Below are 19,899 nucleotides of genomic sequence, written 5' to 3' on the forward strand. Positions count from 1 at the left end.
CATATTAACTTATTTATCTTTCTTAAGTTTTGTTATCTCTATTTCTTTAAAACACTAAATCATTATAAAGGAGTTTCTTATGCAGAATTTTACTTATCATGCACCTACAAAGGTTGTGTTCGGCAGACAGGCTGACGCTCAGCTTATCCATTTATTAAAGACGGAAGACGCTCATATGGTCCTGATTCATTATGGCGGAAACAGCGCGAAAAAATCCGGTCTTCTGGATCATATCTGTTCCCTCCTGTCCTCATCGGGGATCCAGTATGTGTTGCTGGGAGGAGTAAAACCAAATCCCCGGCTTTCAAAAGTATATGAAGGTATTGAGCTGGCCAGAAAGTCCGGTGTTGACTTTCTTCTGGCTGTAGGCGGCGGAAGTGTGATTGATTCCTGCAAAGCCATCGGATCCGGCCTGAAGTATGACGGAGATGTCTGGGATCTGTATACCGGGAAAGCAGAATGCCGCGGATGCGCGCCTATCGGCGCCGTTCTGACCATCGCCGCCGCAGGCAGCGAGATGAGCAACGGCTCTGTTATCACAAACGATCAAAATTTGCTGAAGCGTTCCTTTGACAGCGACTATTGCCACTGCAGGTTCGCCATTATGAATCCCGAATACACGTACACGCTCCCAGCTTATCAGACCGCCAGCGGATGCGTCGATATCATCATGCACACCCTGGAGAGATATTTCTCCACTGACAGCATGGAGCTCACCGATTCTCTGGCAGAAGCACTGGTCCGCCAGGTCATGCATTACAGCAAAATCGCCATGAAATATCCTTCCGATTACGAGGCCCGGGCCAATATCATGTGGGCAGGAAGCCTGTCCCATAACGGCCTCACCGGTTGCGGTTCAGAAGGTGACTGGGGCCCTCATATGATCGAACATGAGCTGGGCGGAATGTTTGATGTAGCCCATGGAGCCGGCCTTGCCGCTATATGGGGAAGCTGGGCGAGATATGTCATGAAAGTCCAGCCGTCACGCTTTGCCCGTTTTGCGGCAAACATAATGGGAATCGATCACGGCGGCCTGACAGAAGAACAGACCGCCCTGAAAGGCATCGAAGCTCTGGAAGATTATTTCCGGGAGATCCAGATGCCCGTCAACCTTCGGGAGCTCGGCTGTGAGCCGACCGATCAGCAGATCGCAGAACTCGCTGATCACTGCTGCGACGGAGATACCCATACCGTGGGACATTTCCTCCCCTTACATTCAAAAGACGTGGCCGCAATACTTACTGCTGCAAAATAATTCCGAATATTCAGAAAACGGCGATAAAAGGGGACAGGCACTTTTTAAAAGGTACCTGTCCCCTTTTTCCGGCATTTTCTGAATATTTCGACTTTTTACATATTCCGCCTTTACTCTTCGAACAGCGGCGTGGAGAAATAACGCTCAGCAGTATCCGGAAGAACTGTAACCACGGTCTTTCCCTCGCCGAGTTTTCTTGCCAGCTTCAGCGCAGCCGCCACATTGGTGCCGGATGAAATCCCGCACATGATCCCTTCTTTGGAAGCCAGCTCCTGAGAGATCCGAATGGCTTCCTCATCGGTCACGATACAGATATCATCGTAAATATTTCTGTTCAGGATCGCCGGGATCACCCCATCTCCGATCCCCATCTGAAGATGGGTTCCAATGGATCCTCCGGAGAGGATTGCCGCATGTTCCGGCTCCACTGCCCAGATCTCCATATCCGGGTTCTTCTCCCGGAGCACTTCCCCGATACCGGTAATGGTTCCGCCGGTCCCGATCCCGGAACAAAACCCGTCGATCCTGCAATCCACCTGCTCCAGGATCTCGATCGCCGTCTGGTTCCTGTGGACCTCCGGATTGGCCGGGTTTTCAAACTGCTGAGGCACAAACACCCGGGGATCGTCCTCTGCCATCTTAAGGGCGATCGCCAGACACTCCTCTATACAGGCGCCGATATCTCCCGCGTCATGGACCAAGATCACCTCCGCTCCGTAATGGCACACCAGTTTTCTCCGCTCCTCGCTGACAGAATCGGGCATGATGATCTTTGTCTGATATCCCCGCACCGCTCCTACCAGCGCCAGTCCGATCCCCTGATTGCCGCTGGTCGGTTCTACGATGATCGTATCCTCTTTGATCAGTCCTCTCTCTTCCGCATCCCGTATCATATTATACGCAGTCCTTGTCTTAATGGACCCGCCTACATTCAGCCCTTCAAATTTCACAAGGATCTGCGCGCTCCCCTTCTCCGCCATCCGGCCAAGGCGGATCAGAGGCGTATTTCCCATCGCTTCAAGTATGTTATTATAAATCACGTCTGTCCCTTACCTTTCCGCAAATATTCTCACTAATTATATTATTATATTACTCTAGTCGGGTTCCCTCAACTGATTTTTCAGACAATTTGAAGAAAAGGGGCCTGACCCCTTTTCTTACTATTATCAGAATATTCTAATATTTAGTATGATCTTCCCCAGTATACCATGTGCTTCGCCGGCTTTCCGCAGCAGACGCATACATCCGACAGGTGCTCCTCTTCCAGCGGAATACATCTGGACGTCACCCCGCCTGTCTGTGCTTTGACCTCATCCTCACACTCTTCTTCGCCGCACCACATAGCCTTGACGAAGCCTTTCTTATTCTGAACGGCATCCTTCATCTCATCCATTGTCACCGCTGTGCTGATATGGCTGTCGAGAAATGCCTTTGCCTTCACATAAAGGTCTTTCTGGATCATCTCCAGGATCTCGCCCAGTTTTTCTCCGATCTCATCGATCGCAACAACGATCTTCTCTCTCGTATCCCTGCGCACGACTACGACCTGCCCGTTCTCAATATCCTTGGGCCCGATCTCGATACGCGCCGGGATTCCCAGCATCTCCTGCTCGCTGAACTTCCATCCCGGGCTCTTCTCAGAATCATCGATCTTCGCCCGGTATCCTGCTGCCTTCAGAGCGGCCAGCAGCTCGTTCGCCTTATCCAGCACACCCTCTTTATGCTGCGCGATAGGAATGACCCTCACCTGCACCGGCGCGATCCTGGGCGGAAGCACCAGGCCGCTGTCATCGCCATGAACCATAATGATGGCTCCGATGATCCTCGTTGAAAGCCCCCAGGAAGTCTCGTAAACACTGTGCAGTTCGTTATTCTTATCCGCATACTTGATATTGAAAGCATCCGGGAACGAGTTCCCGAAGAAATGGCTTGTAGCGGACTGCAGCGCCTGGCCGTCATGCATCAGCGCCTCGATCGTATACGTATCCTGCGCGCCCGCAAATTTCTCGCTGTCCGTCTTGCGTCCCGCGATCACCGGAATTGCCAGATCTTCTTCCACAAAATCCTTGTAGACCTTCCACATCAGCTTCGTACGCTCTTCCGCCTCTTCATAAGTAGCATGGATCGTATGTCCTTCCTGCCATAAAAACTCTCTGGAACGCAGGAACGGCCTTGTCGTCTTCTCCCATCTGAGAACCGAACACCACTGATTCCACACTTTCGGCAGATCCCGGTAGGACTGGACCGTCTTGCTCCACACATCACAGAACAGCGTCTCTGATGTAGGGCGGATACAGAAACGCTCCTGCAGAGGCTCCATTCCTCCATGCGTCACCCACGCCACCTCAGGCGCGAATCCCTCGATATGATCTTTCTCTTTCTGGAGCAAGCTCTCCGGGATCAGCACCGGAAGATAGACATTCTCCACACCTGTTTCCTTGAACCGCGCATCCAGATCCGTCTGGATATTCTCCCAGATCGCATAACCATTGGGAAGATAATTCAGACATCCCTTGACCCCTGAATAATCACACAGCTTCGCCTCACGTACCACGTCCGTATACCACTGAGCGAAATCTTCATCCCTGGAAGTAATCGACTGTACCAGCTTCTTTTCCTTTGCCATTTCCTCTTCTCCTTTAAAATGCAGTTTTAACACTTGAAAAACAAAACGCCGGGACATCTTCCGTCCCTGAAACAAGGGACCGGATATCCCGGCGGTACCACCCTAATTAACCTCTGCGTTCTATGCGCAGACTGTTCACTCATCTGTCTTTAACGCAGACATACGCCGCACTTTCATACGGATGCTCCCGGGCCGGTTCTATATGCTCCTGCGGAGGCTCTCACCAGCCGCCTCCTCTCTGGGGCATTTCACATATATACTAATCCCGTTCATTGCCGCGCGCCTGCAGAGTCAGAAAATGTATCCTTCCTGCAAATACTGACGCTACCTGTGATTCTAAATGAAAAATCCTTCCATGTCAACCCACGGACGGGTTCCCTCGGTAATCTTTTGGTGTTCCTATGGTGATTTGATCCATTCCTACTCTATCCTGACGGACTTCCGATAAACAAAAAACGCGATAACTGCCGAAATGATCTCTGTAACCCAGAACGCATTCCAGACTCCCTCCGGACCGAAGATCCTGCTCAGCAGAAAAGCGGCCGGGATAATGACAACAATATACCGGCACAGGGAAATGATCAAAGACGGAGTGCCTTTCCCCAGACCTTCCAGCGCGCCTGACGAAGTCACGGAGACCGCCGACACAAGAAATCCCGTGCTGATGATCCGCAGAGCAGTTGTCCCTGCATGGATCGTCTCCGGCGTGTGCGTAAACAGACCCATCAGCTGCCCGGGGATCAGCAGGCAGATCAGTGTTCCGAACAGCATGATCAGGCCGCTCATGGCCAGTACGATCTTATAGATCTGATCCACTCTCCGGTGCTCTCCCGCCCCGTAATTATAACCCACCAGCGGGCGCATTCCCTGAACGAATCCATTCGCCGGAAGATACAAAAAGGTCTGCAGTTTATAGTAGATCCCCAGCACTAAAATATAGACCTGCGAGTACCCGGCCAGAATCGCGTTCAGCGCGGAAATCATGACTGATGGGAGGGCCAGGTTCAACGTAGCCGGGATCCCGATGGAATAGAGCCTTCCCGTCATGGATCTCTCCGGAACGAGATACCGTCTGTCGATCCGCACCCGGAGCGGACGCACAAAATAGATGACCAGATAAATCACCAGAGAAAGTGTCTGTCCCAGCCCGGTCGCCAGAGCCGCCCCTTCGATCCCCATCTCCGGGAACGGTCCCAGCCCGAAAATAAGCACGGGATCCAGGATGATATTCGCGACGCATCCGCACATCATGCTGATCATGGAAACCTTCATCCGGCCCTCCGCCTGAAAGATCTTCTCGAATGCCACTCCCGTAACCACAGCCAGCGTAAAGCAGAACGCCACTGTAGAGTAGCGCAGCCCAAGGCCGATCACCGTCTCAGATGATGTAAACATTCTTAAAAACACAGGCATAACGGCAATGCTTCCGACCGTTAGCACCACGCCATGAACGATGGTAAACACCATGCCCTGGGTCGCTGCCATATCTGCCTTTTCCTTTTCTCCCGCTCCCAGATAAAAAGCGATCACCGCATTGATCCCGATGCCGAATCCGATCCCCACAGCGTTGATAAAATTCTGGATGGGATAGACCAGGGACAGAGCCGTCATGGCATCCTCGCTGATCTGGGCGACGAAAAAACTGTCCACGATATTATACAGGGAATTGACCAGCATTGAGACCACCATCGGGATCGACATCGACAGGATCAGCGGCAGCACCGGCCTTTCTTTCATAAAACTCTCGTTCATCTTCCGTTACCTCCATCTTTTACCGGGAACACCGGCAAAGCAGCGCAAACAGTCCAGAGTATCTCCCGGACAATAAAACAGCCACTCAGCCGCATGTACCATTGCTGAGTGGCGAAAACACGATAAAATCAGGAAAAATCCACACAAAATTTTCCAAAGGCATTATAAGTCACAGAACTTGGCTCTGTCAAGGGAAACCATATTTTATGACCGGCTTTATGACCGGAAGTAAAATGACTGGATCAGCAGGACGATCCCGCCAAAAATATCAATTGCACTGCAGATCCGGCGGAGGCTTATCGCCAGGGCTGACGGCCGCACTTCTCCATTTATATCATAATACTGCCTTACCCGAAATATGGATAAACTGTTCATAAGCTGATCGCAAAGCCCTGTTACCGTACCGACTGCCAAAACGAGCAACGCGCCCAAAGTAAGCATCCCTTCCCATACCATAGGGTGCTCCAGATTATATTCCACCTCATCCTGTACAATAGTAACCGCGGCAATCATATCCGCCGGATAGCGCGACAGTTCTCCCTCACGGAACGATATCGGTAAATACATGCTATTATCTTCAAGCCGCGCCGTCATATTTGTCCATAAAAAAGAATCTGTCATGTAAGCAAATTGATATATCTGCTCATTCGGAAATGTTATATAACCACTGTCAGCCTGTTGCCGACCATATGTATAAAACTCTGCTATCCCGAATGTACCTGTGTTACATTCATAGACTTCCCCTTTATATTCCAGCCGGTCCCCGTCTGTCATCCACATTTCATCACCGGCAGCTCCCACTCCATCTCCCGGAATTTCCAGAAGCGTATAGTGAACAGTATTCTCTTCCGCCTCCGCACTGAAATAATATCCTGCAAATCCGACCTTTTGAACATCTACTGTATAAAACAGCCGGGATATCCCCAGTATGATGATCAGCAGCAGGATTGCTGCCCAGGCTGTCAGCAACTTCAGTCTATCGCTTTCTTTGATCTTTTGTACCCACTTCCCCATATTTCTCTTTCCTCATATTAATTCAACGCTGATACAGATTATAAAAATCCCCGCTGCCAGGAATCCACAGGATTATGCCCCCGATACAAACTCCGGAACATATAGATACCCTATTTATCCTCTCTCACGAACACAATCGTTCCCGTCATGTCAGTGTCGCTGCCATCTGCGGGCCACGACAATACGTCCCTTACAATAAACTCCGCGCTTTCTGTTCCCGGATCCTCCAGCGTGATCTGACCGTTTTCCGGATTTACACTGACACCGGGAGTAAGCACTTCCACTTCCGGCTTAAGGGCACCCTCCGCACTCCGGTACACACCGTCCTTTTCATCATATGTCACCTGGATCTCACACCTCTGATCTGACATCTCATAGTTGCGCATACTGTCGCTGATCAAAACATTCTTCTTAAGGCCCTGCAGACAGTTCCCACTGCAGTCCAGATTCTTCAGCTGGTCATTTCTGTCCAAATTCAGTTCACTCAGCCTGTTGCCGGCACACAGAAGTCTTTCTAATCTGTGGCTTCCGCTGACATCCAGTTCTGACAGATAATTATCCGTACAGTCAAGTAATCCCAGTGTATCCATCTCGCCAAATTCCAGGCTCTCCAGCCTGTTTCCAGAACACTCCAGCCTGTGCAGCATCCTGTTCTCACTGATATCCAGACCTGTCAGCCTGTTCTGGGAACAGTCAAGCCATTGCAACGCCCAAAAATGCTCGATTCCCTCCAGATTTGAAATGCCCGCATCGGAACACGTTATAATACAGACAGAGGCAAGCTCTGCACGGGAAATCCTAAGATCCCGCCCATAAGGCTGTATTATCAGAAATTCTCTGAACTTTCTGTCCGGGAAATTCCCGGGAGTGATCCACAGATATTGGGTGCCAAGAAGCCATGCATGGAACGCGTACCCGCCCATAAGAAAAATGGCCGCCGCAGCTCCTACGATTCTTATCCCGTTCTTTTTCTTCCGGCTCTCCCATCCTCTTCTTTCCTCTTCCTGGCCAGCGGCTCCATTTGTCCATATTGCGGATGCCAGCCATATCTTAAAGACCGGCTCAAAAATCCACAGGCCGACGGCAAACAAAAACTTTCTGCCAAAATATCCTGCCAGTTTCCGGCAAAAAACGAACCGAATCACCTCTGCCGCAACAAGAAGTAATGCTGTACCCGCGAATACAGCCATATGAAGAGTTGCGATTCTTGGCAATACCACATAATAAAGTATGACGCCAAGCAGATACAATGAATAAATATTCGCATTCCACACAAGTTTATAAAGGACACCCTCGCCGTATACAGGAATAAGGCTTTTCCACATCGGGATGCCTTTCTTTTTGAATATAGCGCATCCCGCCAGCGCGGAACACGCCCATCGGATCACATACCATATTGTTTCATATGATTCAGCCATTTCCCCGCCTCCCTCATTGTTTTTCTATGAATCTTATTGTCCCAGAAAGAAGCCCGCTCCCCTCTTCAAGCAGGGCATCATCATAAATCTGCACCGAAAACTCAGCCGTCTGTCCTTCTAATTCTTCCAAGAAAAATCTCTCATCCCACGTACTGTACAGGAAACCTTCCCCTTCGACTACCGCGTCAGGATCCATGACTCTGGCATCGCTTACATACATTCCCTCTTCCTCGCTGTAACTTACTTCAACTGTGACCTGCTGCTCTCCGGCATACAGAGACTTCAGTTTCGGACAGCTGCCAAGACTCAGGAAAGTAAGTGCCCCGCCGCTGCAGTCCAGTTCTGTCAGCTCCGGATTACCCCCGACACGCAGCGCGGATAAGTTCCTTTTTCCGCTCACGTCAAGCGAACGCAGTTTGTTTCCGTAACAATCCAGTACCCTGAGTTCCGGATTTTTGCTCAGATCCAGAACTGTGAGATTATTATACGAGCAGTACAATGCCTCCAGCCCCGGATTTTTACTCACATCAAGGCTGTCCAGCCCATTCTCGCGGCAAAACAGTTCTGTCAGCTCAGAATTGGCAGACAGATCCAGGCTGTCCAGATAATTTTTATCACACCAGAGATTATCCAGTTTCGGATTTCCGCTGACATCCAGGCTCTTCAGATTATTCAGGTTGACATGAAGTTCTTTCAGTTCCGGATTTTTGCTCACATCCAAAGTGTCCAGACCGTTCATATTGCAGTTCATAACTTCCAGTTCCGGATTATTGCTGACGTCCAGACTGCCGATGGGATTGGAGGAGCTCTGCAGTATTTTTAATTTTTTGTTCTGGCTGACATCCAGACTTTCAAGATTATTCCTGTAGCAATACAATTCTTCCAGATCCGGATTCTCACTGACATCCAGGGACAAAAGATTTCCCTCCGTACTACGCAGAATTTTTAACTCCGGAAACATGGAGGTATCCAGTTTCGCTGTCGGCGCAGGATCCGGAAGGGAATACCAGCCGTAGTGATTTCCAAAATCCAGCTCCGTCAGCTTCGGAAAATACTGGACGCCCTCCAGCGAATCTTCAAATGTCATTTCTTTTATTGACTCCCGCTCTTCCTTTGTCAGCAATGAATCCTCTCCGCAGCTTTGCGCCAGCAGTTCCTCTCTTGCTGTTGTATCCAGGAAATTTTCCGCATTAATCTCTACCGTTTCTGACTTAAATTCAGAAATTTCTTTAATGACTTCCCCTGTCACCAGTATGAAGATCAGCGGACAGCTGAGCGCCACAGCAACCCTGTGTTTCATCCGGCTCCGTCCGGCCTTTGTGTTCTCTTCCCGTCCGTCCTTTGGCCCTTCCCGTCTGTTTTCTTCTGTGCTGTCTTCTGTCACTAAAACTCTCTTTGTGTCCAGCGCCAGCAGTATTTTGAACACCGGATCCAGGAAGAATAACCCGACAGTGTATCCGATCCCTCTGCCAAAATATCTGGACGTCTTATAACAGAAAGATGCATGGAGCATAACCGAACTCAGTGCTAAAAGTAAATAAATGATATCCGTTCCCTTTTGCCCCCGGCCAAGAAGAAATATATAGATGAGAAAATACCAGAAAAACGCAGCCCAAACTGATAAATAAGCCCAAAATACTTCTGTCTTCCACACAAAACTGTAATAGATATACTGATCATAAACCGGAACAAAACTTTGCCACCCCTTTTTCCCTGCCCTCCTGAACAGAAAATATCCCGGCATGGCCGAACACAGCCAGGTAAATACATCCCAGACCAATCCATACTTCAAATATTCCATATTCTCTCATCCCTTCCCTCAGTACTTCTACATTCTTTTTTCGTCCGTCTTACCTCCGACTTCTGATAACCTCTGCTGCATATCCCGGTCTGATCCGGTTCACATCGCCGCCAGCGCGATCAGTACAAAGATTATAAAAACTGCCGCTGTGAGAACTAAAAACGTCCGTTTCTGTATCCTTCTTATCTCTGAGAGCTCCTCATATTCCGGCATGTCCTCTCCCTTCATATCCCCATAAGTCTCTTCGACCAGGCACTTTGCCTGCTCATATTCCTGTGATTTTACCAGGATCTCCTTTTCATAGATGGAATTTCCCATATAGATCCGCATAGCACCGCCGCTTTCCCGGTCCCGGATCACAGTGGAAATCCCTTTCTCCTTTAATATGTCTGCTATCATTTCTGCTTCCATATCATTCGAGGTTGATAACAAAACTGTAAGTTCTTTTTCTTTCTGTGTTTTTTGTTGAACAAAATGAAATGTACCCGCTTTTTTCGTCTCCTGATGAGACTCTGCCGGGTCTGTAAGACGCCGCATAAACCACCACAGAATAATCGCAAAAGCAGCGTAAAACCATGGATTTCCCCGCATAATCAGCATTGCAAAATATAAATCGATCTGCTCCAGGTCAAACAAGTCAGAATAGCGCTCTGCTGCCCGAGAATACTGAAAGAAGTTATTTATAATGAATATGATATATGTAGTTACAGACAGAATTAAAAGAATGCCCGGCGCTTTTACCCGCTTCCAGATCCGGGATATCTTCTCTCTCCCCAGAAAGAAAAACAGAATCAGAACTAATAATATTTCATAAATATAGGGAAGTACACCTTCAACTATCGCAATCTGCCGATAAGTCTGTCCCTCCCATGATGTCGCACCCCAGATAAAGTCAGCACTTATTTTTATTAACATAAAGCAGACCGTAAAAATCAGTGCTTTCATGATGCGTTTATTCATTTCTTTGTCTGATACTACAAAAGCTAAAATTTGAAGAAATGTATATATGATCCACAGAGGCAGCGCAAGCCATAAAAGTCCCTCTGTATGGAAAAAGTCAATAGAAGATCCGCCGCCCAGTGCGGCATGCACTATAACTGCATAAAAAATATTCGTGCCCCAGATTAAAACATATTCTTTTCCTCTGTTTTTCATGCTCTGTATCTCCCCCTTATGAATGTCTCGTCGACCTTATTGGCTCCTGATTTCATTATAAATTTCCTCAATTTTATCCCCATAATAAAAGATATCCCCGTAATTCTCCATCGCGTTCTTAATCTCTATTGTCTCTTTCGGGTGAGTGATTATCCATTCCGCAGTGACCGGATTCTCCTTTGACAACCCATATTCTTCTGCTTTTTCTGTTCCTGCTGCATTTTCCGGAGCCGCTTCCTCAAATAACAGCCAGTTCATAGCTGTTGCAGCTTTTTCTGTATATTCTGTAGCCTGTAAAGTAACATTTGTAAAATCCCGTTGTCCTTCTTTGAATTGTAAATATATTTCATTCCATTTTGGTGTCATCTCTACATTAAACAGCGTATATAAATTCGCCAGCTCCCGATATGACAACTGGTATGATGTATATGTGGGATCTGAGAGTAACATATTGTAATATATCCCTATATTATTTGACCTCAAATTATCTTGTATAAAAGGAGATTGATCAAGTATCTGAGCCGCTTCACTCAAATGATCCATCACCCAGTCTAATGTCATGCGATTTCCATAGGATAGTCCACACTTTTCCGCATACTCTTTCGCTGCCGTTTGTTGAAAAAAGACCCGGTCATACATATAATAATTAATCATGGTTATCATTTTTTCTGTATCTTCTGTCGGACTGATTTCTATATAACTGAAATCCGGACCTTCTTTTTCCAGCGCCTCATCCACATAGTATGGATCTGTATCCATATAATAAAAGAGCCTTAATATGTGCATTTCTGAAACAGTTAAATGATCTTCCGTAAAATATGGATGCCTTTTTGCCTCTTCTAATTCTTTCTCCTCCTGGTATTCATGGTAAAAGTGAAGCCCTGTTCCTATTCCAAACACACATAGCACAAATACAAGGAATCCGATAACTATTTGTTTTTTTCGTTTATTCACTTTCTCCTTCTCCATCTATATCTATCTCCTCATGTATCAATTCAACAATTTGTGAAAAATCCACTCCCTGATCGGCCAGTTTTTCCGTCACTTCCCAAAGTTGGTCGCAGACATCATATTCTGTCTCCTCTAATCGTTTCATTGTAATATCTTCATAACTTATTTCTGGATAATTCTCCTTCATATATTGATTTAATTGTTCTAAGAATGTTTCCAGATCTTCCTGTTCTAGAAAGTATTCTGTATATGTAGTATAGTAATCATAATTTTGTGTCAGTTCGCTATATCCAAGCAAATTCATAGTATCCCGGCGTCTTCCTTCCACTTTTGCCATAATAACTAAATCACCAAATGGAAGATATCCTCTGCCTCTCGTATTACGTTTTAAATAATCTTCCATTCCAGACCATTGCTCATAAATCTCATCATAATTCTTATCTAATTCTTCTGCCGTTATTGTCGTATACGGACTATCCGAATATGTCTCTTCCATAAATTGATTCACATATCTAATGCCATCACTTGTAGTTTTATCTTTAATAAACTCTTCCCAATACTTTTCATCATATTCTGGCTCTATATATGATGAAAGATATTTGTCATTTATCAATAGCATCAGATATTGCTTCGCATGACCATCTTGCAACCTTTTACGCTCTTTTTCTTGATAATTTTGGTATAGCATATACCCAACTATTCCTATAATAATTAAAATTATCGCCATTATAATAGTTATAATCTTTATTTTATAGCCCTCGCTCTTCATTATTACAAACCACCTTTCCGCAAAAAGTACCAATAGGATTACGAAACTTATTACGGTCAGCTTTCGCTTTATTTATTTTGTATACTTACAGAGAAAGAAATCCCTTCCTGAAAGATGCCTTTTTTATATGTTTGATTTCTAAATTCAGGGTTGCAATTATATCTTGATTAAATTTTATCTTTCGTTTTTATTATCATCCTCTTCAGGGTTATCGGCTCCTGATTTCATTGTAAATTTCCTCAATTTTATCCCCATAATAAAAGATATCCCCATAATTTTCCATCGCATTCTTAATCTCTATTGTCTCTTTCGGATGAGTGATTATCCATTCCGCAGTGACCGAATTCTCCTTTGACAACCCATATTCTGCTGCATTTTCCGGAGCCGCTTCCTCAAACAACAGCCAGTTCATAACTGCTGCAGCTTTTTCTGTATATTCTGTAGCCTGTAAAGTAACATTTGTAAAATCCCGCTGTCCTTCTTCAAACTGCAATGCTATTTCATTCCACTTTGGTGCCATCCCTATATTAAATAATGTATATAAATTTGCCAATTCTTGATATGATAGATGGTATGATGTGTATGTGGGATCTGAAACTAACATATCGTAATGCAGCCATTTCAAATCTAAGGATAAACTGTCTTGCATGGAAACTGAATGATTGACAATCTGAGCCGCTTCACTCAAGTGATCCATCACCCAGTCTAATGTCATACGATTTCCATAGGACAATCCACATTCCTCTGCATAATCTTTTGCTGCTGTTTGTTGAAAAAAGACGCAGTCATACATATAATAATTGATCACAGCGATTATTTTTTCCGTATTTTCTGTCGGCCTGATTTCTATATAACTAAAATCTGGGCCTTCTTTTTCCTGTAACTCATCCAAATAATATGGTTCTGTATCCATCAAATAGAATAGTCGCAAAATGCCCATCTCTTGAGAAGTTAAATGGTCTTTTGTAAAATAGGGGTGTTTCTGCGCTTCCTTTAATTCTTGTTCTTCCCTGTATTCATTATAAAAATAAATCCCAGTTCCTATTCCACATGCGCATATCATTATTACAATAATTCCGATAATAACTTGTTTTTTCTTTTCCCTCATCAGCTCAACCCATTATCTAAATCACTAAGCCGCAATGTCATCATACATTTCTACGATTTTATCTCGATAATAAAAAATCTCCCCATAATTCTCCATCGCGTTCTTAATCTCTATTGTCTCTTTCGGATGAGTGATCATCCATTCTGCTGTAACCGGATTCTCCTTTGACAGTCCATATTCTTCTGCTTTTTCTGTTCCTGCTACATTTTCCGGAGCCGCTTCCTCAAACAGCAGCCAGTTCATAACTGCTGCAGCTTTTTCTGTATATTCTGTAGCCTTTAATGTCACATCTGCAAAATCTTTTCTCCCCTCCTGCTCAAATTGAATATCTAAGTCCAACAAATCCTGAACAGTTTCTATACTAAACCAACTACTTAAACTTAGCAGCTCCACTCGGGATAAATAGTAACTTGTATATCTTACGTCTTCAGAAATCAGCTCATATCGAATCCACTTTTCATCTAATTCTAATATCCCTTTTAAGACCGGTGATTTTTCAAGTATCTGAATTGAGTCTTTTAAATGATTCATTAGCCAATCCACTGTCATTCTGTTCCCATAAGACAACCCACATTTTTCCGCATATTCTTTTCCTTTTATATCAGCGCTATAGAATTGGTCAAACAAATAGTAATTTACCAAAGCTACTATTTTTTCTGTATTTTCTGACGGACTGATCTCTATATAACTGAAATCCGGTCCTTCTTTTTCCAACGCCTCATCCACATAGTATGGATCTGTATCCATTAAATAAAAAAGTCTTAGTGTATGCATTTCCGAAATAGTTAAATGATCCTTTGTAAAATAGGGATGTCTCCTCGCCTCCTCTAATGCTTTCTCTTCCTGGTATTCATTGTAAAAGTGAAGCCCTGTTCCTATTCCGCATACCAAAATCATTATTACAGTAATCCCGATAATAACTTGTTTTTTCTTAATTCGTTTAAAATTCATATCCCCACCACACTGCTTACGAATCTGCTGTAACTACTGTCCCATGTATCTCCCTCATAATTTCAGCAAAATCTACACCTTCCTCCGCCAGTTTTTCCTTCACTTCCCAAAGTTGATCGCAGACATCATATTCTGTTTCCTGTAATCGTTCCATTGTAATATTTTCAAATTCTATTTCCGGATGGTTCTCTTTCATATACTGGTTTAATTCATTTAGAAAGTTTTCCAGATCTTCCTGCTTCAAAAATTCATCTGTATAGGTTGTATTATAGTTATAAGCAGATATTCGTTCATCATATCCGAGCAGGCTTATAATATCCCGCCACCACCCTCCTACAACCGCTTTATTTATAATCCTGCTGAGTTTATTATCTTCTTCATATTTTCTTTCTTCTTTTAAATAAGTACTTAAATCTTCTTTCCATTGCTTATAAATACTTCTGTAATCAGTATTCAAATCTTCTGTTGTAATTTCCGTATACGGACTGTTCGGATATGTCTCCTTCATATATTGATTCAAATATCTTACGCAGTCGATCGTGTTCTCATCTCCAAGAAAATCCTTCCAATATTTTTCATTATAATCCGAATTAATATACTGAGAGTAGTAATCCGAATCCATTATGAGCATGAAATATTCCTTCTTTTCGCCATCTTCCAGTCTCTTTTTTTCATCCTTCTGGAAATTGTAATATAGGCAGAGGCTTATACCAATAATGCTCAGAATCACTATGCCAACTACGACTGTTTTTAATACTTTTCTTTTTGGGGACATTCTGTTCTCCTGACCGTTTTCCCTTATATCAGCTTACCGGAAGCAATATATGGCTCTTATTTAATGACCAGCGCCAGCAATACAAATATAACAATAAGCGCCAGCACATATACTGTAAATGTTCTCCGTTTAAGTTCTCTTTGTTTTGCCAGTTCTTTATATTCGGACATCTCTTCTCCTGCGTCTGTACTTGTATCCTCTATCAATTTTTTTGCCCGGTCATATTCGCCGCTGTTTACCAAAATTTCTTTTTCAAAAATAGAATTTCCCATATAAAGTTTCATGGCATCGCCGCTTTCTCTGTCCCGGATCATAGTGAAAATACCATTTTCCTTTAACAAATCCCTTATAATTTCTGCTTCAATATCATTTGAGGTTGACAGCAGAACCGTAAGTCCCTTCCCATTTTCTGACTTTTGGCTGTTAAAACTAAAGGTCTCGTTATTTTTTATCTTTTCCGAAGTTTTCGCAGGATCGGTAAGGCGACGCATAAACCACCACAGAATAATCGCAAAGGCGGCATAAAACCATGGATTCCCATCTGCAATCCTGTATGCATAATAAAGATCGATATCTTCCTGTTCTCCATAATGACTTGTAACTAAAAGATACTCATTTTGCTGGATCCAGACAAAAATGCCATACAGTGTAATTATAAGTATCAGAATAACTGCCGGGACTCTGATCCTTTTCCAATTCCATGCAGCCTTTAGCTTTTTAATAACAAAAAACAAAACAACTATTAATATTCCGCCCCATAAAAATCCAACTGCACCTGACAACACAGCTGTTCTACGCATATTGATGTTAAATAACTCTACTTTAGTAAAGACAAAATCTCCCAGCATCTTTGCCCCGAGAAATCCAATTATCAGTATAAATAAGCGGATTATCTCGGGAATTGTCCATTTTTCTTTCCTTACATTCCCCCTGATGACCAAATACAGCGTTAATATATACATGCACCATAATAATATTGATATAAATGATACAGATGTCATATAAGCTATTAATATCAGAGGAATTCCACCCAGAAAACAATGCATGATTACCGAAAATGCTAAATTAATACATATTATTCCTGCGCATTCATTTATCCTGCTGCCCACTTTTTATCCCCCCTGTACATATGTGCTAATCTCCGTCACCTTTGACTTGTTCTAATCTATGATATACGGGCAAACCTACGTGCCTACAAATTAGAGACTCTTCATATTGTCTAATATAAAGAGAGAAAATCTACCCTTTCTATTTCGTTTTCATCAATAGTGCTTAAAAACCCTCCGCCCTCCTGCACTACCGTACATCCTCTATCGCTCAAAGCTTTTAATATTTTCTCCTGCTTATCATTTGTAGCCTTATAAAACAAAACCTTCAGTTCCGGCAGTTCTAACAATACATCTATATTCTCAATACAATTTCCACTAATATCTAAAGCTTCCAGATTATTTAAGTCTTTCAAAGCTTTAATATCCGTAATCTTGTTATTGGAAACATCAAGTATTCTTAGACTTTCCATCTCTTCAATACCGCTAAGATCCTCTATCTGATTTGTATTAATTCTTAATTCTTCAATCTGGTCAGCCCCCATAAATGGAGACATATCAAAAATAATTGTATCTGGACATAATACGATTGCCTTTAATTTTTCAAAACCCGGTAATACTTCTTGTAACTGTACTGCATATTTCTCATACACACTTCTGGTTATACTGTGTGTTTTTTCAAACTCTGCCCGTTCCTCTTCTGTATCAAATTCTGTAGTAGACATTGTTCCTATAAAAACTATATTTGAAAAATTCTTTAAATCCTCTAAAGTTGTCAAATTCTGCATTGTCGCATCATATATTATAAAAAGCTGGACCTTTTCCGCATCTACTTTTAATATCTTTCCCGCTTTATCAAGATTCGCTTTTGCCGAAGTTTCGATAACAGGATCTTTAAATATCACATATTTACTCCTGTATACAAAAAACCCGATTCCGCCAACAATTAATAAAAAAATAATTATTATAAATGCAATAAATTTACCCTTTTTTATTATTTTCAATCTTTTCATCCCTTTTTCTAAGCATTAAATGCAATTATTGTAATCTAATCCTGTTGCTTTTTCTCATCATATATCTCTTTGATTTATCTGATAATAACAGGCTTTTTATAATTCTCCATTTCTTTTTCTCTCTGTTCTCTTTCGGTTGCGTGATCATCCGTTCTCACTTTATTTTATTTCCATTACAGAATCATCAATCTCATAGGTTGGATCCGCATCTTTTTTTATTAACTCTTCTATTTGATTTATAGACAATTCTTTTACTGTACAATTTGGAAAAGCAGGGGTTAGTCTCTGATATTCATCTTTAGCAATTTCTAATTTGCCCCAATACTCTTCAATTTTCTCGCTTCCCATTCCTCTAAAATACCAGTCTTCATATGACCTTATCTCAGGCCAGCCCTCTAATACTCTCGGTGTTCCATCTTCATTGTATTCTTGTGACAGATATTCTTTTATGTCTTCAACTTCCAGATCCTCGTCCTCGTTTTCCTTGTTATACACCTCCAAAGCCACATATAATTCTTTCTCATTGATGGCTTCATACCCTATGTAATCATACTCATTTATCTCCCCTTTGTCCCGGGGGAAAGCCCGATTTTGATGCTTATAAGCATAGGCAAGTTCTGTTTGTTCTTTTTCTGTTTGTTTTTGTTCTAAATATTTCACTCCGGCAATAATTATTATCAACGTTACCGCTATCACTGCTGCTATCACAAATATTTTTTTCTTCATTCTCTTAATCCTTTAACACCTGCCCTCAATGCCGCTTTTAACAACCTTAATTCGATATTAACGTTTCTAATCATTATCGCTCTTCTGCCTCATCTAACATATCCCAATATGCTTCATAGGGTCCCCACTTATCATCCGTAACGACACAACCTTTTTCGGTAAGCTTATCTGCAATTTCTTTTCCATTGCCCATATCTGTATCAAAAGCTACAGCTTCTAATCCACTTACCTCTAACAAAGGAGAAAAATCTTCGATCTCATTATCCGTCAACACTAAAAATCGAATTCCCCGTGTTTCTGCTACAGCTGTTATATCTGTAATCTCATTTTCCGAAAAGTCAGCAAATCGTATTTTCAGATTTTCTATTCCGTTCAAATTTTTCAACTGATTTTGGTAGACATCTAAATCTTGAATCTGGTTACACTGACTAAATATTTCCAAATCTTCAAATACCACATCTGAATAGATTCTGACCCATCGCAGCTTTTCTAATTCTGCCAGCACCGGCTTCAGTTTTTCTACATACAAAGGCTCCTCGACTATTGGCCATTGTTTTAAATACATTTCTCTAGCTGCACTATCTCCGCTTTCATATGCAGGTGCTATTCCCAATTCTATATATTCTGTATTTGGAAAATTTAATAAATCTTCGTAAGACGGTATGTTTTCCCATCTTGCATACAATCCTTTTATATATATTTCTGTAATTTGTTTTGCCTGCTTTACACTGACCTTGCCACTTCTTAAATCAAAGTACTGGCTCCAATCACTAGATGCCTGCATGATTTCTTGTAAATTTTCATCTTTAAAATGTACATATTTTTTGTATTCCTCATATTGAGGTAAGGAAATAGTAATTCCTGTTATAACCCCCAGCAAAAGAACTAATGTCCAGATAATCCCTGTTTTTCTTTTTTTCATAACAATCCCCAGGCTCTTTAAATGTTATCCGTAGAATATAACTCTACTGTCTCTATCCCCATTTTATCTAGAAAAGAGTAGAACGAATCTTTAGTTTCCACTACTGTACACCCTTTATCAATCAATTTTTTTAATACTTCTTCTTGCTCTTTATTCTGTGCCTCATAAAATACAACTTTCAGATTGGGAAGCTCTAACAATATGTCTAAATTCTCAACCTGATTATCTCTAATATCGAGAGCCTCCAGATAAATTAACTCTTTTAGCGGTGAAATATCTGTAAATTTGTTATGTTCGAGTTCCAGTATTCTCAGACTTTTCATCTCTCAAATCCCCGTCAGATCCTGCACGCGATTATCTCTAACCACCAATTCTTCAATCTGATCTGCTCCTGCAAATGGAGCCATATCAAAAATTATTGTATACGGACAAAAATGTAATATCTGGTGATCTTTTTCAAACATTTCCTCTTTTCCGCTCCCATCTAGTTCCATGCGCATCACACAAAGCTCAGATTTATTTTCGCCGGATATCAAATAATAAATCTTGTTGCACTGATCCTCACTCACCCCTCCCTTTCTCCCCTCTCTCAAGTATCTTTTCCGGTTTATATGTCG

19 protein-coding genes and 1 other annotated feature are annotated in these 19,899 nt (G+C 42.9%); of the genes, 1 reads left to right on the forward strand and 18 read right to left on the reverse strand.

Translation table 11 applies throughout. The features are described from left to right. Positions 1 to 79 precede the first annotated feature (79 nt). Positions 80 to 1,255, forward strand: a complete 1,176-nt coding sequence (locus BQ7367_RS02800; protein ID WP_072524116.1) for an iron-containing alcohol dehydrogenase — start codon at positions 80 to 82, stop codon at positions 1,253 to 1,255. 110 nt (positions 1,256 to 1,365) lie between these two features. Here the strand turns inward: BQ7367_RS02800 and cysK are convergent, their stop codons facing one another. The 18 genes from cysK to BQ7367_RS02890 all read right to left on the reverse strand — a co-directional run bounded on the left by cysK (position 1,366) and on the right by BQ7367_RS02890 (position 19,851). After that, positions 1,366 to 2,295 carry a cysteine synthase A gene (gene cysK / locus BQ7367_RS02805; RefSeq protein WP_072524117.1) on the reverse strand — a complete coding sequence of 310 codons (930 nt, stop codon included), beginning with the start codon at positions 2,293 to 2,295 and terminating at the stop codon, positions 1,366 to 1,368. 143 nt (positions 2,296 to 2,438) lie between these two features. After that, positions 2,439 to 3,881, reverse strand: coding sequence for a proline--tRNA ligase (gene proS, locus BQ7367_RS02810; protein WP_072524118.1), 1,443 nt, complete (start codon positions 3,879 to 3,881; stop codon positions 2,439 to 2,441). A 71-nt stretch (positions 3,882 to 3,952) separates the two neighbouring features. Next, positions 3,953 to 4,163 (reverse strand) — a binding site (T-box leader). Positions 4,164 to 4,301: 138 nt separating this feature from the next. Further along, positions 4,302 to 5,633 (reverse strand): MATE family efflux transporter, encoded by a 1,332-nt coding sequence (locus BQ7367_RS02815; RefSeq protein ID WP_072524119.1) that lies wholly within the window; start codon positions 5,631 to 5,633, stop codon positions 4,302 to 4,304. 216 nt (positions 5,634 to 5,849) lie between these two features. Beyond that, positions 5,850 to 6,647, reverse strand: coding sequence for a hypothetical protein (locus BQ7367_RS02820; protein WP_072524120.1), 798 nt, complete (start codon positions 6,645 to 6,647; stop codon positions 5,850 to 5,852). Between the two features lie 110 nt (positions 6,648 to 6,757). Further along, entirely contained in the window at positions 6,758 to 8,065 is a 1,308-nt protein-coding gene (locus tag BQ7367_RS02825; RefSeq protein ID WP_072524121.1) for a DUF5684 domain-containing protein, read from the reverse strand. A gap of 13 nt (positions 8,066 to 8,078) precedes the next feature. Continuing rightward, the gene (locus BQ7367_RS02830) at positions 8,079 to 9,866 is read right to left on the reverse strand and encodes a leucine-rich repeat domain-containing protein (protein WP_072524122.1); all 1,788 of its coding nucleotides are present in this window, start codon (positions 9,864 to 9,866) and stop codon (positions 8,079 to 8,081) included. 99 nt (positions 9,867 to 9,965) lie between these two features. After that, positions 9,966 to 11,021 (reverse strand): putative signal transducing protein, encoded by a 1,056-nt coding sequence (locus BQ7367_RS02835; protein ID WP_072524123.1) that lies wholly within the window; start codon positions 11,019 to 11,021, stop codon positions 9,966 to 9,968. 36 nt (positions 11,022 to 11,057) lie between these two features. Next, entirely contained in the window at positions 11,058 to 11,990 is a 933-nt protein-coding gene (locus BQ7367_RS02840) for a hypothetical protein (protein WP_072524124.1), read from the reverse strand. Beyond that, the gene (locus BQ7367_RS02845; RefSeq protein WP_072524125.1) at positions 11,968 to 12,741 is read right to left on the reverse strand and encodes a hypothetical protein; all 774 of its coding nucleotides are present in this window, start codon (positions 12,739 to 12,741) and stop codon (positions 11,968 to 11,970) included. The genes BQ7367_RS02840 and BQ7367_RS02845 overlap by 23 nt, the downstream gene beginning before the upstream one ends. A 208-nt stretch (positions 12,742 to 12,949) precedes the next feature. After that, positions 12,950 to 13,849 (reverse strand): hypothetical protein, encoded by a 900-nt coding sequence (locus BQ7367_RS02850; RefSeq protein ID WP_072524126.1) that lies wholly within the window; start codon positions 13,847 to 13,849, stop codon positions 12,950 to 12,952. A gap of 24 nt (positions 13,850 to 13,873) precedes the next feature. Beyond that, positions 13,874 to 14,800, reverse strand: a complete 927-nt coding sequence (locus tag BQ7367_RS02855) for a hypothetical protein (RefSeq protein ID WP_143142947.1) — start codon at positions 14,798 to 14,800, stop codon at positions 13,874 to 13,876. Positions 14,801 to 14,816: 16 nt separating this feature from the next. Beyond that, positions 14,817 to 15,575, reverse strand: a complete 759-nt coding sequence (locus BQ7367_RS02860; protein ID WP_072524128.1) for a hypothetical protein — start codon at positions 15,573 to 15,575, stop codon at positions 14,817 to 14,819. A 56-nt stretch (positions 15,576 to 15,631) separates the two neighbouring features. After that, a complete protein-coding gene (locus tag BQ7367_RS14205; protein ID WP_083588854.1) occupies positions 15,632 to 16,684 on the reverse strand; it encodes a putative signal transducing protein in 1,053 nt (350 codons plus the stop codon). Between the two features lie 110 nt (positions 16,685 to 16,794). Beyond that, positions 16,795 to 17,634: a leucine-rich repeat domain-containing protein gene (locus BQ7367_RS02870; protein WP_072524130.1), complete on the reverse strand. Its 840-nt coding sequence runs from the start codon at positions 17,632 to 17,634 to the stop codon at positions 16,795 to 16,797. A gap of 159 nt (positions 17,635 to 17,793) precedes the next feature. After that, positions 17,794 to 18,360, reverse strand: a complete 567-nt coding sequence (locus BQ7367_RS02875) for a hypothetical protein (RefSeq protein WP_072524131.1) — start codon at positions 18,358 to 18,360, stop codon at positions 17,794 to 17,796. 73 nt (positions 18,361 to 18,433) lie between these two features. After that, positions 18,434 to 19,282 (reverse strand): leucine-rich repeat domain-containing protein, encoded by an 849-nt coding sequence (locus tag BQ7367_RS02880; protein ID WP_072524132.1) that lies wholly within the window; start codon positions 19,280 to 19,282, stop codon positions 18,434 to 18,436. Between the two features lie 17 nt (positions 19,283 to 19,299). Further along, entirely contained in the window at positions 19,300 to 19,605 is a 306-nt protein-coding gene (locus tag BQ7367_RS02885) for a leucine-rich repeat domain-containing protein (protein ID WP_072524133.1), read from the reverse strand. Positions 19,606 to 19,608: 3 nt separating this feature from the next. Next, on the reverse strand, positions 19,609 to 19,851 hold the full coding sequence (locus tag BQ7367_RS02890; protein WP_143142948.1) for a hypothetical protein: 243 nt from the start codon (positions 19,849 to 19,851) through the stop codon (positions 19,609 to 19,611). Between the last annotated feature and the right edge of the window lie 48 nt (positions 19,852 to 19,899).

Source organism: Clostridium sp. Marseille-P3244, assembly GCF_900120155.1.
Taxonomy (GTDB): Bacteria; Bacillota; Clostridia; order Lachnospirales; family Lachnospiraceae; genus Mediterraneibacter.

Coding starts and splice junctions, on each gene's coding strand:
- BQ7367_RS02870 (WP_072524130.1), bottom strand. CDS start 17,634: ATGAAAAGATTGAAAATAATAAAAAAGGGTAAATTTATTGCATTTATA.
- BQ7367_RS02845 (WP_072524125.1), bottom strand. CDS start 12,741: ATGAAGAGCGAGGGCTATAAAATAAAGATTATAACTATTATAATGGCG.
- BQ7367_RS02880 (WP_072524132.1), bottom strand. CDS start 19,282: ATGAAAAAAAGAAAAACAGGGATTATCTGGACATTAGTTCTTTTGCTG.
- proS (WP_072524118.1), bottom strand. CDS start 3,881: ATGGCAAAGGAAAAGAAGCTGGTACAGTCGATTACTTCCAGGGATGAA.
- BQ7367_RS02820 (WP_072524120.1), bottom strand. CDS start 6,647: ATGGGGAAGTGGGTACAAAAGATCAAAGAAAGCGATAGACTGAAGTTG.
- BQ7367_RS02885 (WP_072524133.1), bottom strand. CDS start 19,605: ATGAAAAGTCTGAGAATACTGGAACTCGAACATAACAAATTTACAGAT.
- BQ7367_RS02850 (WP_072524126.1), bottom strand. CDS start 13,849: ATGAGGGAAAAGAAAAAACAAGTTATTATCGGAATTATTGTAATAATG.
- BQ7367_RS02830 (WP_072524122.1), bottom strand. CDS start 9,866: ATGGAATATTTGAAGTATGGATTGGTCTGGGATGTATTTACCTGGCTG.
- BQ7367_RS02860 (WP_072524128.1), bottom strand. CDS start 15,575: ATGTCCCCAAAAAGAAAAGTATTAAAAACAGTCGTAGTTGGCATAGTG.
- BQ7367_RS02855 (WP_143142947.1), bottom strand. CDS start 14,800: ATGAATTTTAAACGAATTAAGAAAAAACAAGTTATTATCGGGATTACT.
- BQ7367_RS02875 (WP_072524131.1), bottom strand. CDS start 18,360: ATGAAGAAAAAAATATTTGTGATAGCAGCAGTGATAGCGGTAACGTTG.
- BQ7367_RS02800 (WP_072524116.1), top strand. CDS start 80: ATGCAGAATTTTACTTATCATGCACCTACAAAGGTTGTGTTCGGCAGA.
- BQ7367_RS02840 (WP_072524124.1), bottom strand. CDS start 11,990: ATGGAGAAGGAGAAAGTGAATAAACGAAAAAAACAAATAGTTATCGGA.
- BQ7367_RS02815 (WP_072524119.1), bottom strand. CDS start 5,633: ATGAACGAGAGTTTTATGAAAGAAAGGCCGGTGCTGCCGCTGATCCTG.
- BQ7367_RS02825 (WP_072524121.1), bottom strand. CDS start 8,065: ATGGCTGAATCATATGAAACAATATGGTATGTGATCCGATGGGCGTGT.
- BQ7367_RS02835 (WP_072524123.1), bottom strand. CDS start 11,021: ATGAAAAACAGAGGAAAAGAATATGTTTTAATCTGGGGCACGAATATT.